This window comes from Methylobacterium mesophilicum (assembly GCF_022179445.1).
GTDB lineage: Bacteria > Pseudomonadota > Alphaproteobacteria > Rhizobiales > Beijerinckiaceae > Methylobacterium > Methylobacterium mesophilicum.
Genome location: NZ_BPQU01000031.1, coordinates 1 through 14,345, shown reverse-complemented (window position 1 = coordinate 14,345; position 14,345 = coordinate 1). Strand labels below are relative to the sequence as shown.

Below are 14,345 nucleotides of genomic sequence, written 5' to 3'. Positions count from 1 at the left end.
CGATGCACGACGCCGTCATCATTCGTCTTCTGTCCTCACCCCACGAACAACCCGGCGATCGCCGCGCTCGTCAAGTTCGCCAGAGTCCCGGCGAGGATCGCCCGCAATCCGTAGCGGGCGACTTCGGCGCGCCGCTCCGGGACGAGGCTGGAGAAGCTCGCGAGCTGGATCGCGATCGAGGCGAGGTTGGCGAATCCGCACAGGGCGAAGCAGACGATCGCCTGGGAGCGCGGGTCGAGGGTGCCGGCGCCGAGGGTCGGCGACAGGGTGGCGTAGGCCAGGAACTCGTTGAAGGCGATCTTCTGGCCGATCGCGCCGCCTACGAGCGACGCGTGTTCCCAGGGCACCCCGAGCAGCCAGGCCAGCGGGGCGAGCGCCCAGCCGAGCACGCCCTCGATCGACGCCCCCGAATAGCCGGCGAGGCCGCCGACATAGCCGACGATCCCGTTCGCCAGGGCGATCAGGCCGACGAAGGCGATCAGCATGGCGCCCACCGAGACCGCGACGACGAGGCCCTTCTGGGTGCCGTCCGCCGCCGCCTCGATGACGTTGGCAGCCCGGGACTCGCCGAACTCCACCCGGGTGGTGGCGATCCGGGTCGGCTCGGTCGAGGGCATCAGGATCTTGGCGTAGAGCAGGCCGCCCGGGATCGCCATCACGGAGGCCGCGAGCAGGTAGGTCATCGGCACGCCGAGTGCCGCGTAGCCGGCCAGGATCGACCCCGCCGTCGAGGACGCGCCGCTCGACATCACGGCGAACAATTCGGCGCCCGTCAGCAGCGGCAGGAACGGGCGCAGCGCCACCGCGATCTCGCTCTGGCCGATCGCGATGGTGATCACCGCCGAGAACGATTCGATCGGCGAGGTGCCGAGGATCCGCCGCAGCCCGGCGCCGAGGCCGCGCGCCAGGGCCTGCATCACGCCGAGATGGTACAGCACTCCGATCAGGGCCGAGACGTACAGGATCTGCGGCAGCACCCGCAGGGCCAGGATGAAGCCCGACCCGCCGAACAGCTCGAACATCTTCGGCTCCACCAGCCCGCCGAACAGGAACGCCGTGCCGCGGTCGCCGTAGGAGAGCCCCGTCACCACCACGTCGGCGGCGGCCCTCAGCGCGGCCTGCCCGGCGGGCAGGAACAGGATCAGCGCCCCGAGGCCCACCTGCAATGCCAGGGCGCTGAGCACGACCCGGGGCCGGATCGCCCGCCGGTTCGTCGAGAACAGGGCGCCGATGGCCAGGAGCAGCAGGATCGCGAGGCCGGCATGGATCAGTCGGTCGAGCATCGCGTCCTTCGGGTTCGAGCGTGGCCGCGCAGATGGAAGGTTCGGGCCACGGACCTCTCAGCCCTGCCGATCCGTGACCAGGTAGGGGGTGAACAGGTCGCGGACCTGCGCGAAGCCCCAGTCGAGGTCGGCCTGGGACAGCGCGGTGCCGCCCTGGAGCCGGTGGCTCATCCAGTGGCTCGACACGATCCAGGCGTTGTCGATGAGCCGCCCGAGCGCGTCCGGCGCGATCCGCAGACGCCCGGCCCGCACCGCCGCCTCGAACACGGCACGGGCCAGCGCCTGGGTCCGCCCCCGCAGGGCATGGACCCGCGGGCGCAGGGCCGGGGCGATCTCCACCATGGCGATGCCGTCGCGGTAGACGCAGCGATAGCGCCAGATCAGGTCGAACCAACCGCGCTGGTAAGCGAGCAGCGCCTCCGGGGCAGCGGGGTCGGCGGGCAGGCGCCCGGCCACCGCCTCCGCCTCCACCTCGAAGACCGCGAACAGCGCCTCCACGAGGCCGCTCTTGCGCGGGAAATGGTACTGGAGGTTTCCCTCGCGGATGCCGCACGCCGCGGCGATCTCCGCGGTGGTGACCCGGCCGAGACCACGATCGTTGAACAGCGCGAGGCTCTGCGCCAGGATCCTGTCGCGCGTGCCGGCACCCCGGCCGGGACTGGCTTCCTGCACCCTGCTGTCGTGGCCCCGCGCCATCCTGCCCCTCCCGGCCTAGGGTGCTCACCCTAGACAATGCCGGGCGCCGGGGCTATCCCGAACCGCCGATCCCGGCCTACCGGGTGACCCAAAGGGGGGCGCAGCTTGGCCCAGACATTCCGACTCGCCGGCGCGGTCGTGCTCCTCACCGGAGCCGCGAGCGGCATCGGCGCCGCACTGGCGCAGGGTTTGGCTGCCAAGGACTGCAGCCTGCTGCTGGTGGACCGCGACGCGGCGGGCCTCGCCACCGTCGCCGGCAAGGCCCGGGCAACCGGCGCCGCGGTGGAGACTCTGGTCCTCGACCTCGCCGACGCGGAAGCGATCAAAAAACTCCCCGATTGGGCCGCCGACCGGTTCGGCCGGCTCGACGTGCTGATCAACAATGCCGGCGTGGCGCTCGGCGGCCGTTTCGACGAGTCGCATCTCGAAGATTTCGAGTGGCTGATGGACATCAACCTGCGCGCCGTCGTGCGGATGTGCCACGCCTTCCTGCCGATGCTGAAGGCTCGGCCGGCAGCCCAGATCGTCAACCTGTCGAGCCTGTTCGGACTGATCGCCCCGCCGGGCCAGGTCGCCTACGCGACGAGCAAGTTCGGGGTCCGGGGTTTCACCGAAGCCCTGCGGCACGAATATGCCGGCAGCGGGCTCGGGGTGACGGTCGTCCATCCCGGTGGCGTCGCCACCGCCATCGCCCGCAGCGCGCGCGGCACGCGTCCGCCCACCGACCCGGAGGCCGCCGAACGCGCCCGCGTCGAGGACGAGAAGGCCCGGGAGGCATTCGGCAAGCTGCTGACGCTCTCGCCGGAGGAGGCTGCGGCCGCGATCATCCAGGGGATCGAGCGCCGCCGCCCCCGCATCCTCATCGGCAAGGACGCGAAGAGCGCCGCGCTGATCCAGCGGCTGATGCCGGTGGGCTACTGGAAGACGATCGTGCGCCTGTCCGGCGGGAAGGTCTGAGATGGCGAGCCTGCGCGCGTATATCGGCACCTGGATGGTACGCACCAAGGTGCGCGGCCCCCTGTCGAAGGCCCGGGACGCCGCCGCGTTCCGCCGGATCTTCGAGGCTCCGGCCTTCCCCGATCCGAAGGGGGTCACCTACGAGCCCGGCACGGTCGGCGGGGTGCGGGGGGAATGGGTCAGGCCGAAATCCGGGCCCGGGCAGCGGATGCTCTACCTCCATGGCGGCGGCTTCATCGCCTGCTCGCCGCGCACCCACCGGCCGGTGACCGGCGCGCTGGCCAACCGCGGGTTCACCATCTTCGTCCCCGATTACCGCCTCGCCCCCGAGCACCCGTTCCCGGCGGCGATCGAGGACGTGACGGCGGTCTGGCAGGCGTTCGGGGCCGAGGGACCGGCCTGCATCGCCGGCGAATCGGCCGGCGCCAACATGGCCCTGGTTCTGATCGGCGAGGCGCGGGCGCGGGGCCTGCCGACGCCCTGGGCCGCCGCCCTGTTCTCGCCGGCCACCGACTTCGTCTCCGAGGACGGCTCGCGGCGCACGAATGCGTGGCGCGACGCGATGTTCGACCCCGGAGCGCTCGCGGTGATCCGCACGATGTACCTCGGCACCGCAGACCCGGCCGATCCCCGGATCTCGCCGATCAACGCCGACCTGACCGGCTACCCGCCCCTGCTGTTCCACGTGGGCGAGCGCGAGGTCCTGCGCGACGATTCGGTCCGCATGGCCGAGAAGGCCCGTGCGGCCGGTGTCGTGACCGAGCTGAAGCTCTTCCCGGTCGTGGCCCATGCCTGGCAGTTCGCCGCCCACATGCTGCCGGAGGCGCGCGCCTCCCTCGACGGGGCCGCCGCCTTCCTGAAGGCCCACGCACCGCCGAATGCCGCCGCGTCCACGGGGGCTTCGCGATGACCGCGCCCGCGTCCACCCCGGAGACCCTCGAAGTCCTGATCGTCGGGGCGGGCTTCTCCGGCCTCGCCATGGCGATCCGCTGCCGGCAGGCCGGGATCGGGCCCCTGCGGGTGATCGAGAAGGCCGCCGACATCGGCGGGACCTGGCGGGAGAACACCTATCCGGGCGCGGCCTGCGACGTGCCCTCGCACCTCTACTCCCTGTCGTTCGCCCCGAAGTCCGACTGGTCGCGGATGTATGCCCCGCAGCCGGAGATCCAGGCCTACCTGCGCGAGACCGCCGAGCGCCACGGGCTGATGCCGCTGATCCAGCTCGGCACCGCGTTCACCGGGGCGACCTGGGACGAGGCCCGGGCCCTCTGGCACGTCGAGACCGATCGCGGGCCGCTGACGGCGCGCGCGATCGTCTCGGCCATGGGCGGCCTGCACCATCCCGCCTATCCCGACCTGCCCGGCCGGGACGCGTTCGCGGGGCCGGCCTTCCACACGGCGTCCTGGGATCATTCCGTCGATCTCGCGGGCAAGCGCGTCGGCGTGATCGGCACCGGGGCCAGCGCGATCCAGGTCGTGCCGGAACTGGCCAAGCGTGCCGCGCACCTCACCCTGTTCCAGCGGACGCCGCCCTGGATCATGCCCAAGCACGACCACGCCATCCCGGAGGCCACCCAGGCGCGCTACCGGCGGCTGCCGTTCCTCCGGCGGCTCGAGCGGGCGCGGCTGTTCTGGCTGCACGAGCTGCGCGCGCTCTTCGGCTTCACCAAGGTCTCCAAGCTGACCAAGCAGGCCGAGGGACTGGCCCGCCACCACCTCGCCAAGGCGGTGCCCGACCGGGCGTTGCGGGCGAAGCTGACGCCGAACTACCGCCTCGGCTGCAAGCGCGTGCTGATCTCCGACGAATACTACCCGGCGCTCCAGCGCCCGAACGTGACGCTGGAGACCGGCGACATCGCCCGGATCACCGAAGGCGGCGTGACCACCGCGGACGGCCACGCGCACGCCCTCGACGCGATCGTCTACGCCACGGGCTTCGACGTCACCGGGAGCTTCACCCGGATGAACCTCGTCGGGCGCGATGGATTGCGGCTCACCGATGCCTGGGCGGACGGGATGGGCGCCTACCAGGGCATCACGGTCGCGGGCTTCCCGAACTACTTCATGCTGCTCGGCCCCAATACCGGGCTGGGCCACAACTCGATCATATCCATGATCGAGGTTCAGGCGCGGCACGTCCTCGACTGCCTGGGGGCCCTGCGCAAGGGCGCCCGGGCGATCGAGGTCCGCCCGGAGGCGCAGGCGCGCTTCCTCGACCGGATCCGGACGCGGCTGGCCGACAGCATCTGGCAGACGGGCGGCTGCCGCAGCTGGTACCTCGACGCCGACGGGCGCAACACCACCCTGTGGCCCGATTCGGTGATGGCCTACCGCCGCAGCGCCCGGCGCGCCCGGATGGCGGATTACCGGCTGGGGTGAGGCGGCAGGCCTGTCAGGCCGCCTGAGTCCGGCTGGCGGCGAACAAGGTCGCCTCCAGTTTCTGCACCGGCATCGGCCGCCCGAGATGGTAGCCCTGCAGGAACGGGCAGCCCATCGATTGCAGCATCTGCAGGTCGTCCGGCGACTCGACCCCCTCGGCCACGACCTCCAGCCCGAGCAAGGTGCCGAGGCCGAGCACCGCCAGGACCAGCCCGCGCTTGTCGTCGCAGGTGCTGAGGCCGGTGACGAAGCTGCGGTCGATCTTGATCCGGTCGGCCCGGAGCTGCCGGAGCGAGGACAGGGACGAGTAGCCGATGCCGAAATCGTCGAGCGCCACCCGGATGCCGGCGCGCGAGAGCGCCTGGAGCTTGCCCTGGACCGCGCCGAGATCGAGGGCGGTCTCCTCGGTGATCTCGATCTCCAGGAGTGCGGCCGGCAGGTCGAGGGCGGCCAGGCGCGCGATCACGATCTCGTCCACCGGGATCTGCGCCATCTCTCGGGGCGAGACGTTCATCGCCACCCGGACGGTGCCGAGGCCCCGGGCCCGCAGGATCTCCATCATCCGGCAGACCTGATCGAGGATGAAGCGCAGGAGCGACTCGGTCAGGCCGGCCATGCCGGCGGCGGCGATCAGGTCGGGGGGCGCGATCCAGCCCAGGCGCGGGTGGTGCCAGCGCACCAGCGCCTCGAGCCCGACCAGCGTCCGGGCGTCCAGGGCGTAGATCGGCTGGAACCAGACTTCGAGGGCGCACTCGACCAGCGCGTGCGACAGGTCGCGCTCCAGCTCGCGCCGCATCTCCAGGCAGTCGCGCAGGCCGGCGTCGAACAGCCGGAAGCGGTTCCGGCCCGCGGCCTTCGAGGCGTACAGCGCCTCGTCGGCGCAGCTGAGCATCGCCATCAGGTCGGGCTCGGGTTGGGCGTGGACGCCGATGCTGACCCCGAGCCGCCCCTCGTCGAAGCCGTCGAACGGCTGCGCGACGGCCGCGATCAGGCCGGCGGCGAGATCGGCGTAGGGCATGCCCGCCGCGACGGGATCGTACAGCACCGCGAACTCGTCCCCGCCCAGCCGCGCGGCGAGTCCGCCCGGCGGCAGGGCGGCGCGCACCCGCCGCGCGACTTCGACCAACACCCGGTCTCCGGTCTGGTGTCCGTAGACGTCGTTGACCGACTTGAAGCCGTCGAGGTCGAGCAGCAGCAGGCAGGCGGTGCCGGCGCCGAACCGGATCCCGACCGCGCCGGTCGAACCGGCATCCGAACGCGTCCCGAGGCGGTCCTCGGCCTGCTGGATGAAGCCGGCCCGGTTGAGCAGGCCGGTGAGGTCGTCGTGGGTCGCGCGCCAGCGCATCTCCTCCACCAGCGCGGTGGCGCTGGCCTGCGCCTCGGCGCGGGATCGGGCGAGCGCGGTGGCGTCGTTCTTCAGCCGGCTCGCCTCGCGGAACCCCGCCTCGCTCTGGAACGCGGTGCGGGACAAGGCGGCGAGATAGAGCAGCACGCAGGCCGCCAGGCAGCAGCGGTCGAACCCGCCGGCGGCGAACAGGCAAAACGCCACCGACAGCAGCGGCAGTACGATGAAGCTGAACGGGATCCGGGCATAGGCCGTCCCGTGGGTGACGGCCCCCGCGGTGATGCCGCAGGTGATGGTGAGGTAGAACAGGGTCTGCGCCGAGGTGTAGCCCGCGCATAGCAGCGGCTGGAACGCCCAGACCAGCCCCGACAGGAGGGCCGCGGCGGTGCAGGCGCGCAGGTGTCCCTCCACCGAGCGCGAGGCGGCCCCGGCCATGTCCGGCGGCATCTCGGCCGTCAGGGCGAGCCCCGGACAGGGCGCCCGGCACAGTCCGATCCGCACGAGGTTGGCCGCGGTCGAGGCCGCGTACCAGACCATCCCGGCGCGGCCGTTGCCGCCCTGGAACGCCACCAGCACGCTCGCCAGCCCGAGCAGCATGTTGACCGGAATCGCGGTGAGGACGCTGCCGCGCACGGCTTCGAGCTGATCCCGGCGGACCAGCGCGTTCAGCCGTGCCGGATCGCCGGAGACCGCCGTCCCGGGGGCTGCGTCCTCCAGGTCGTGAATCGTCATCGCGCATCCAATCAGAGGCACGCAATAATCAATCAAGAGTCGTAAGAGAGTGTTGAAATTACGCGTCCATGGAATCGACCGCCGCGGACCATTGGGACCGCACGTCGCAAGCCATTCCGGTCCCGCCGCCGCGCGCCATATCGCGGGTCGGGCCGCAGCCGGGCCCCGGACGCAGCATGGCCCTCACCAGCGACCTCCTCGACATCCGGACGATCTACCACGAGCCCACGGTGGGCGATTACCCAATCGGCCGGGAGATCCTGGCGCGCTTCCCCGACGCGGAGCGCATACCCGTGCCGTCGCACTGGAACATCCCGGCGCTCCACGGCAACGCGGGCTCGGTGGAGGACTGGGTCCGGATCAAGCGCTCGACCCTGGTGCTCGGCGTGAAGAAAGGCCTGACCATGCGGCCGAACGGCCGCAGCGCCCACTTCATCGCGCCCTCGACCTCGAACGGCTGCGCCATGGCCTGCGCCTATTGCTACGTGCCGCGGCGCAAGGGCTTCTCGAACCCGATCTCGCTGTTCGTGAACATCGACCAGGCCTGCGCGGCGATCGCCCGGCACGCGGACCGGCAGGGCCCCCTGCCGGAACCCGACACGATCGACCCGGAATACTGGATCTACGACATCGGCGAGAACGGCGACCTGTCGGTGGACGCGGCGGTGAGCAGCGGCGTCCGCACCTTCGTCGAGCGGTTCCGCACCCTGCCGAACGCCAAGGCGTCCTTCGCCACCAAGGCGGTCAACCGCGATCTCCTGGCCTACGACCCGCAGGGCAAGACGCGGATCCGGTTCTCGCTGATGCCCGCGCGGATCGCCAAGATCGTGGACGTGCGCACGACGCCGATCCCCGAGCGGATCGCCGCGATCGACGACTTCGTGGCCGCCGGCTACGAGGTCCACGCCAACTTCTCGCCGGTGATCCTCTACGAGGGTTGGGAGGCCGATTGGCGGGCGCTGTTCGCCGAGATCGACGCCACGCTGTCGGACGCCGCCAAGGCGCAGCTCAAGTGCGAGATCATCATGCTGACCCACAATGCGGGGTTGCACGAGGTAAATCTCGGCTGGCACCCCAAGGCAGAGGACCTGCTGTGGCGGCCGGACATCCAGGAGGCGAAGGTCTCGGAGGGCGGCGGCACCAACCTGCGCTACCGGACCGGCTGGAAGGGTCGATGGCTCGCCCGGTTCAAGGCGCTGCTGGCCGAATCCCTGCCGTACTGCACCGTGCGCTACGCGTTCTGAACTCCGGGCCCGGCGGCGCGTTGGCGCGCGGGTTCAGGAAAAGGCGCAGGGATGTCCGAGCACGAGAGCTATATCCGCGAGGCGGTCGCGCTGGCCGAGGCGAACGTTCTGGCCGGCGGTTCTCCGTACGGCGCGGTGATCGTGCGCGACGGCGCCGTGCTGGTCCGGGCCGCCAACACCGTGCACGCCACCAACGACCCGAGCGCGCATGCCGAGATGGTGGCGCTGCGCGAGGCCAGCCAAGTGCTGGCGCGCCGCGACCTCTCCGATTGCGTGATGTACGCGAGCGGGCGCCCCTGCCCGATGTGCCACGCGGCGATGCGGCTCGCAGGCTTCCGCGAAGGCTACTTCGCCTTCTCGGCGGAGGAAGCGGAGGAGCACGGAGCCGGCAGCGCCAGCATCTACGCGGAACTGTGCCGCCCCCTGGACGAACAGCCGATGCGGCTCAGCCAGCTCCGGCCGGCGGGTGAAGCGCCCTACGCGGCCTGGCGGGCGCGCCGCGGATCCTGATCGCCCGCGCCCTCGGGCGCGCTGGGGCGCATCAGTGCGTCCAGGGCGCCGTGCGGTTGAACTTGAAGTTGTCCGAGTAGGACAGGCCCTTGCGGAAGACCGGCTTGGCCGGCTGCTCGACCCGGTAGGCGATGCCCTCGCGCTTGGCATAGGCCACCGCCTCCTCCTCCGTGTCGAACTCCAGGCGCACCTGCTGCATCATGTCGGCCGATCCGTTCCAGCCCATCAGCGGATCGATCTCGCGCGGGCTGGTCTGGTCGAACTCGAGGATCCACTGCTTCGTGCGGGCCAGGCCCGACTGCGTGGCGTCCCGGGAGGGGCGGAAGATGCGGGCGCTCGGCATCTGAACTCGACAAGCTCCTGATCGAATGGTCGGGGCGATAGGATTCGAACCTACGACCCCCTGGTCCCAAACCAGGTGCGCTACCAGACTGCGCCACACCCCGACACCCCGTTACGGGCTCAGATCCGTAGCGTTTCGCCGGTCCGGGCGCAACGGGGCAGCGGGCCACAGGTGGGCCGGGATTGCGCGGCCGGCTGTCGAAAGCCGCTTCAAACGGCATCGCCTCACTTGTCAGACAATTCAGGCGCGCGTACGGTCTTCCTTGGGACGGCGAGGGCTGATTCTCGCACCGACGAACCGAACTGCATTCCATTGGGGGGCGGTGGAGACGCGGCGCGGAGATTGGCGGTGGGGGATCTTGGTCCTCGTCGCTCCCGCCGAGGCGAAGCGCCGACTGACGATCTCGTCCGGCCGCCATCCTCCGCTTCGCATCCGGGGCACCGACTTGGCGATCGCTTGAAGGACCGCGCTCCGCGCACCTCTGTGCCCTGGCGTCGCCCGATCGTTCCTGTATCGCGGTTGCCCTGCGCCCGGATCGGCGCGCCAGCGGCAGGAGCCCAATCCCGTGTGGACGCCGAGCGCGTGCTACCCCGACCCGGCGGTCGAGATCCTCGACGCCTCGTTCGCCCGCTACCGGGTGTTCAGCGCGGCGGTCGAGCGCCTCGCCACCGGCTGCCGCTGGAGCGAGGGGCCGGTCTGGTTCGGGGATGGGCGCTATCTCCTGTGGAGCGATATCCCGAACAACCGGATCCTGCGCTGGGACGAGGAGACCGGCGCCGTCGGCACGTTCCGCAGGCCGTCGGGATTCGCCAACGGCAACACCCGCGACCGGCAGGGGCGGCTCGTGACCTGCGAGCATGGCGGCCGCCGGGTGGTGCGGACCGAGTATGACGGGTCGCTCACCGTTCTGGCCGACGCCTTCGAGGGCCGGCGCCTCAACTCACCGAACGACCTCGTCATCGCGCGCGAAGGCGCGGTCTGGTTCACGGATCCGACCTTCGGGATCGCCAGCTACTACGAGGGCGAGCGCGCCGAATCCGAGTTGCCCCAGAACGTCTACCGGCTGGATGCGGAAACCGGCGCCCTCGAGGTGGTCGCGCACGCCATCGCCGGGCCGAACGGCCTGTGCTTCGCGCCGGACGAATCGCGGCTGTACCTCGTGGAATCCCGCGGCGAGCCCACCCGGCGCATCGTCGCCTTCGACGTCGTCGGCGGCCGGACCCTGCGCGACCGCCGGGTGCTGATCGACGCGGGGCCCGGCACGCCGGACGGGATCCGCTGCGATCAGGACGGCAATCTCTGGTGTGGCTGGGGCATGGGCGAGGACGCGCTGGACGGCGTGATGGTGTTCAACCCGGATGGGCGCCTGATCGGCCGCATCCGCCTGCCGGAGCGCTGCGCCAACCTGTGCTTCGGCGGCCGGCACCGGAACCGCCTGTTCATGGCGGCGAGCCAGTCGCTCTACGCCCTCTACGTGGAGACCCAGGGCTGCCTCGGCGGATGAGGCCGCGATCGCTCCGGACGATGCTTGACCGGACCGCCGCAGAGACCCACCTCCCCACCGCCGGGGGCTCGGAGCCTCCTCTCGGACACCCGGTCCACGAGGCGGCTCCAGAGCTTTGTTTTTGCGTCATCTCTTCCGAAAGCCGGCACCCACCGTCCAGGATGACGCGTCAGCGGGACACAATCCGATGATCGATCTGTACTATTGGCCGACGCCGAACGGCCACAAGGTCACGATGTTCCTCGAAGAGGCGGGCATTCCTTACCAGATCAAGGCGATCAACATCGGCAAGGGCGAACAATTCAATCCGGACTTCCTCAAGATCGCCCCGAACAACCGCATGCCGGCGATCGTGGATCACGAGCCGGCCGGGGGCGGCGCTCCGGTTTCGCTGTTCGAATCGGGTGCGATCCTGTTGTATCTCGCCGAGAAGGCCGGGCGCTTCATTCCGAGCGACTTGCGTGGCCGGGCCGAGGTCTTGCAATGGCTGTTCTGGCAGATGGGCGGGCTCGGGCCGATGCTGGGGCAGAACCATCACTTCTCGCAATACGCCCCCGAGAAGATCGACTACGCGATCAAGCGCTACGTCAACGAGACCAACCGCCTCTACGGCGTGCTCGACCGGCGGCTGGCCGATCGCGCCTTCGTCGCGGGCTCCGAGTACTCGATCGCCGACATGGCCTGCTACCCGTGGATCGTGCCGTGGGAGAAGCAGGGCCAGAACCTCGACGCACATCCCAACCTGAAGCGCTGGTTCACAGCCATCGCGGAGCGGCCCGCGACCCAGGCGGCCTATGCCCGGGCGCCGGAGGTGAACCCCGACCACGGCAAGACCATGAGCGAGGACGCCAAGAAGGTGATGTTCGGCCAGACCGCCGCCACCACCCAGCGCTGACCCGCTCATGACCGGCTCGCAGACCGCCCTGCCCCTGCGGGTGATCCACCGGGGCTGGAACACCTTCGGCATCGCCACGCTGACCCAGCCCGACGGCAGCACGGTGCCGCGGGCCCTGGAGGACCACGGCGAGGCGGCCTGCGTGCTGCCCTACGATCCCGAGCGGCGGGTGGCCCTGCTGGTCCGGCAGAGCCGGGTCGGCCCAGCCTTCTGGGGCGACCCGCCCGCCCTCGACGAGGCGCCGGCCGGGGGCCTCGACGGCGGCGAGCCGGAGGCGACCGCGATCCGCGAAGCGATGGAGGAGGCGGGCGTGCGGCTCGAGCGGCTCGAGCGCGTCACCCATGCCTACAGCATGCCGAGCGTCTCCTCCGAGCGCCTGTGGCTTTACCTCGCCCCTTACCGTCAGGCCGACCGCGTCGGCCCGGGAGGCGGGTTGCCCGGCGAGGGCGAGCAGGTCGAGGTGCTGGAGGTACCCCTCAGCGCCCTGGCGGATCAGGTCCGCGCCGGGCGCCTGTCCGATCTCAAGACCCTCGTCCTGGTCCAGGCGCTGATGCTGCGCCAGCCCGCGTTGTTCGCCGCATGATCGCACCCGACGCCCCGGTCGGCGATGTCCTCGCCGCAATGCTCGCCTTCACCGAGGAGGCCGCGCCGCTGGCGCTCGCGATGCGCGCGGAGGGCCTGGCGATGACCAACAAGGGGCCGGACCTCGGCCAGGCTCTGACCGAGGCGGATCTCGCGGTCAGCCGCCTGCTGCACGCGCGCTTCGGCCCCGACCTGATCGAGGAGGAGACGGCCGACGAGCTTGGCCACGCGGCCGCCAAGGCGATGCTGGCGCGCGACGCCTGGACCTTCGTGGGCGACCCGATCGACGGCACACGGCCGTTCGCGGGCGGCCTGTCGGGCTGGGGCGTGATGGTGGCGGCCTGCCGGTCGGGCTGGCCCCGCGCCGGCGTGATGAACCTGCCGGCCTGGAACGAGGACCGCTCCGGCCCCGCCCGCACGGAGAATGCGGAGACCGCCGCGGGCATCCTGTTGGCCGTCTCCGAGGGCCGGGCATTCTGGGCGCCGACCCGGTGCGGGCGCCGGACGGAGGCGCTGCGGCCGTTGGCCCCCTCACCCCGCCGGACCGGCCATGTCGGCTGGCTCGCCGTCGCGGCCCAGCGCTTCACCCTGGATTACGGGCGGGCCTGGTTCCCCTGGAGCGAGGGCGGGTCGATCTCGGACGCGGCGCTCCTGGCCACCGGGCGGCTCGACGCGACGGTCGTCAACAGCATGCTCTGGGATCTAGCGCCGATCCTGCCCCTGTTCGAGGCGCTGGGCTTTCGCCTCTATCACTGGCCCGACCTCGCTCCCCCGCCCGCCGCCTTCATCGACCTGTTCGATGCGGAGCTGTCGGCCCACGACGACCTCTGGCTGGTCTGCCGGGATCGAGACCAGGCGGCCGACCTGGCGAGGGCGATCCGCAAGGCCTAGCGGATTACCCTGTGAGTCGGTCGTGCCGTTGGGCATCCACGCCTGATCGCATTCGGGTGCCAGCCCCTTCACGGGCCACTGCACTCGGCCAATCTGTTGATCTGACCGGCCTGGATGAATGGCGAGCGCTGTAGCGAGGCGGTTTCCTCATCGAGAAGAACGGCATTCGGGTAGGTGATATAGCCCTGCATCATTAGGGCCTCGGAGCGGCATTGGCTCGTTTGACATGCGGGTGAACGATCCGGATGCCTCAAGCCAAGCGTGTGCAACAGTTCGTGCCCCATTCCGCCGATCCAGCGGCATCGTCCTGCGATCTCGGCACCGTTGGCCTTCTCGCAGGCGGGTACGATGGCTTCCCCGCTGATCCCCCTGAGATCATTGGCGGACACGACCGCGAGTCCGTTGCCGCCGGCTCCCGATTGCCCGCAGGCGTGATCAGCGTCGACGTAGACGACGTATCGTGCCTCCGGATCGTTCAGCTTGGCAGCTCCCAGACGCGTCAGCTCATCGAGCGCGTTGCGATAGAAGGCGTCGAACCCGCGGTATTGATCGACCGCGCTGAACCACCGGGCCGGCTTATCGGAACGCAGGATCCTCACCGCCGGATGACCCAGACGGACCGTGCGACCCTCGAGCTTCTTGCCCAGCCACGATTGGAAATGGTGCGCCGCTTCGGCGATGCGGCTGGGATAGATCGACGAGATCGAGCGATCGCTTGGCACGAGGTAAATGAAGCGGACCTCTCCCGTAGTGGGAGACCGGAATGCTTCGCCGAGCGCGGCGCGATCGACCGGCAAGCCCAGCACGGCAACAAGGGCGAAGAAGAAGAGGCGCATTGACGGCATGGCGCGCAGTCTCGCGCGCGAGAGGTGAACAACCTCACCGGCGCTCGGTCCTTTACGCTGCAAAAACTGAGCGAAACACGGGACTAGAGCTGTTCCCACTTATGTAGCGACGGCCAAGTCGTCCTCGTATCCGGCGGCG

At 70.5% G+C, this 14,345-nt stretch carries 14 protein-coding genes and 1 tRNA gene; 9 read left to right on the top strand and 6 right to left on the bottom strand.

The genetic code is table 11. The features are described from left to right. Nucleotides 1–35 precede the first annotated feature (35 nt). Both MFF40_RS23025 and MFF40_RS23020 read right to left on the bottom strand, forming a co-directional pair. A complete protein-coding gene (locus MFF40_RS23025) occupies nucleotides 36–1,283 on the bottom strand; it encodes a NupC/NupG family nucleoside CNT transporter (RefSeq protein ID WP_147897210.1) in 1,248 nt (415 codons plus the stop codon). A gap of 57 nt (nucleotides 1,284–1,340) precedes the next feature. Further along, complete coding sequence (locus tag MFF40_RS23020; RefSeq protein ID WP_147897209.1) at nucleotides 1,341–1,979, bottom strand: TetR/AcrR family transcriptional regulator; 639 nt, start codon at nucleotides 1,977–1,979, stop codon at nucleotides 1,341–1,343. A gap of 105 nt (nucleotides 1,980–2,084) precedes the next feature. Here MFF40_RS23020 and MFF40_RS23015 point away from each other — a divergent pair, with 105 nt between their 5' ends. The 3 genes from MFF40_RS23015 to MFF40_RS23005 are packed head-to-tail and all read left to right on the top strand — an operon-like array spanning nucleotide 2,085 to nucleotide 5,315. Further along, nucleotides 2,085–2,936: an SDR family NAD(P)-dependent oxidoreductase gene (locus MFF40_RS23015; RefSeq protein ID WP_147897208.1), complete on the top strand. Its 852-nt coding sequence runs from the start codon at nucleotides 2,085–2,087 to the stop codon at nucleotides 2,934–2,936. A gap of 1 nt (nucleotide 2,937) precedes the next feature. After that, nucleotides 2,938–3,846, top strand: coding sequence for an alpha/beta hydrolase (locus MFF40_RS23010; RefSeq protein ID WP_238262374.1), 909 nt, complete (start codon nucleotides 2,938–2,940; stop codon nucleotides 3,844–3,846). Beyond that, on the top strand, nucleotides 3,843–5,315 hold the full coding sequence (locus MFF40_RS23005) for a flavin-containing monooxygenase (RefSeq protein ID WP_238262372.1): 1,473 nt from the start codon (nucleotides 3,843–3,845) through the stop codon (nucleotides 5,313–5,315). The genes MFF40_RS23010 and MFF40_RS23005 overlap by 4 nt, the downstream gene beginning before the upstream one ends. 13 nt (nucleotides 5,316–5,328) lie before the next feature. Here MFF40_RS23005 and MFF40_RS23000 read toward each other — a convergent pair whose 3' ends face one another. Continuing rightward, nucleotides 5,329–7,392: a putative bifunctional diguanylate cyclase/phosphodiesterase gene (locus tag MFF40_RS23000; RefSeq protein ID WP_238262370.1), complete on the bottom strand. Its 2,064-nt coding sequence runs from the start codon at nucleotides 7,390–7,392 to the stop codon at nucleotides 5,329–5,331. 176 nt (nucleotides 7,393–7,568) lie between these two features. On the opposite strand from MFF40_RS23000, the gene MFF40_RS22995 reads away from it, so the two are divergent. Together MFF40_RS22995 and MFF40_RS22990 are read left to right on the top strand one after the other, a co-directional pair. Further along, nucleotides 7,569–8,636: a spore photoproduct lyase family protein gene (locus MFF40_RS22995; RefSeq protein WP_147856012.1), complete on the top strand. Its 1,068-nt coding sequence runs from the start codon at nucleotides 7,569–7,571 to the stop codon at nucleotides 8,634–8,636. A 51-nt stretch (nucleotides 8,637–8,687) separates the two neighbouring features. Then, the gene (locus MFF40_RS22990) at nucleotides 8,688–9,146 is read left to right on the top strand and encodes a nucleoside deaminase (RefSeq protein ID WP_147856013.1); all 459 of its coding nucleotides are present in this window, start codon (nucleotides 8,688–8,690) and stop codon (nucleotides 9,144–9,146) included. 31 nt (nucleotides 9,147–9,177) lie between these two features. On the opposite strand, the gene MFF40_RS22985 is transcribed toward MFF40_RS22990, so the two are convergent. After that, nucleotides 9,178–9,489, bottom strand: a complete 312-nt coding sequence (locus MFF40_RS22985) for an ETC complex I subunit (RefSeq protein ID WP_058191156.1) — start codon at nucleotides 9,487–9,489, stop codon at nucleotides 9,178–9,180. A gap of 26 nt (nucleotides 9,490–9,515) precedes the next feature. Then, nucleotides 9,516–9,592, bottom strand: a tRNA-Pro gene (locus MFF40_RS22980). 462 nt (nucleotides 9,593–10,054) lie between these two features. Here MFF40_RS22980 and MFF40_RS22975 point away from each other — a divergent pair. The 4 genes from MFF40_RS22975 to MFF40_RS22960 all read left to right on the top strand — a co-directional run bounded on the left by MFF40_RS22975 (nucleotide 10,055) and on the right by MFF40_RS22960 (nucleotide 13,361). Then, nucleotides 10,055–10,993 carry an SMP-30/gluconolactonase/LRE family protein gene (locus MFF40_RS22975; RefSeq protein WP_238262368.1) on the top strand — a complete coding sequence of 313 codons (939 nt, stop codon included), beginning with the start codon at nucleotides 10,055–10,057 and terminating at the stop codon, nucleotides 10,991–10,993. A 187-nt stretch (nucleotides 10,994–11,180) separates the two neighbouring features. Beyond that, complete coding sequence (locus MFF40_RS22970; protein ID WP_147856015.1) at nucleotides 11,181–11,888, top strand: glutathione binding-like protein; 708 nt, start codon at nucleotides 11,181–11,183, stop codon at nucleotides 11,886–11,888. Nucleotides 11,889–11,895: 7 nt separating this feature from the next. Continuing rightward, nucleotides 11,896–12,471 carry an NUDIX domain-containing protein gene (locus MFF40_RS22965; RefSeq protein ID WP_238262367.1) on the top strand — a complete coding sequence of 192 codons (576 nt, stop codon included), beginning with the start codon at nucleotides 11,896–11,898 and terminating at the stop codon, nucleotides 12,469–12,471. Beyond that, a complete protein-coding gene (locus MFF40_RS22960; RefSeq protein ID WP_147898114.1) occupies nucleotides 12,468–13,361 on the top strand; it encodes an inositol monophosphatase family protein in 894 nt (297 codons plus the stop codon). Before MFF40_RS22965 ends, MFF40_RS22960 begins: the two co-directional genes overlap by 4 nt. Before the next feature lie 68 nt (nucleotides 13,362–13,429). On the opposite strand, the gene MFF40_RS22955 is transcribed toward MFF40_RS22960, so the two are convergent. Continuing rightward, nucleotides 13,430–14,206 carry a hypothetical protein gene (locus tag MFF40_RS22955; protein WP_147855165.1) on the bottom strand — a complete coding sequence of 259 codons (777 nt, stop codon included), beginning with the start codon at nucleotides 14,204–14,206 and terminating at the stop codon, nucleotides 13,430–13,432. Nucleotides 14,207–14,345: the final 139 nt, after the last annotated feature.

What these genes read in the sequence shown, in the direction of transcription:
- MFF40_RS23025 (WP_147897210.1), bottom strand. Translation starts at nt 1,283, where the DNA reads ATGCTCGACCGACTGATCCATGCCGGCCTCGCGATCCTGCTGCTCCTG.
- MFF40_RS23020 (WP_147897209.1), bottom strand. Translation starts at nt 1,979, where the DNA reads ATGGCGCGGGGCCACGACAGCAGGGTGCAGGAAGCCAGTCCCGGCCGG.
- MFF40_RS23010 (WP_238262374.1), top strand. Translation starts at nt 2,938, where the DNA reads ATGGCGAGCCTGCGCGCGTATATCGGCACCTGGATGGTACGCACCAAG.
- MFF40_RS23005 (WP_238262372.1), top strand. Translation starts at nt 3,843, where the DNA reads ATGACCGCGCCCGCGTCCACCCCGGAGACCCTCGAAGTCCTGATCGTC.
- MFF40_RS23000 (WP_238262370.1), bottom strand. Translation starts at nt 7,392, where the DNA reads ATGACGATTCACGACCTGGAGGACGCAGCCCCCGGGACGGCGGTCTCC.
- MFF40_RS22995 (WP_147856012.1), top strand. Translation starts at nt 7,569, where the DNA reads ATGGCCCTCACCAGCGACCTCCTCGACATCCGGACGATCTACCACGAG.
- MFF40_RS22990 (WP_147856013.1), top strand. Translation starts at nt 8,688, where the DNA reads ATGTCCGAGCACGAGAGCTATATCCGCGAGGCGGTCGCGCTGGCCGAG.
- MFF40_RS22985 (WP_058191156.1), bottom strand. Translation starts at nt 9,489, where the DNA reads ATGCCGAGCGCCCGCATCTTCCGCCCCTCCCGGGACGCCACGCAGTCG.
- MFF40_RS22970 (WP_147856015.1), top strand. Translation starts at nt 11,181, where the DNA reads ATGATCGATCTGTACTATTGGCCGACGCCGAACGGCCACAAGGTCACG.
- MFF40_RS22965 (WP_238262367.1), top strand. Translation starts at nt 11,896, where the DNA reads ATGACCGGCTCGCAGACCGCCCTGCCCCTGCGGGTGATCCACCGGGGC.
- MFF40_RS22960 (WP_147898114.1), top strand. Translation starts at nt 12,468, where the DNA reads ATGATCGCACCCGACGCCCCGGTCGGCGATGTCCTCGCCGCAATGCTC.
- MFF40_RS22955 (WP_147855165.1), bottom strand. Translation starts at nt 14,206, where the DNA reads ATGCCGTCAATGCGCCTCTTCTTCTTCGCCCTTGTTGCCGTGCTGGGC.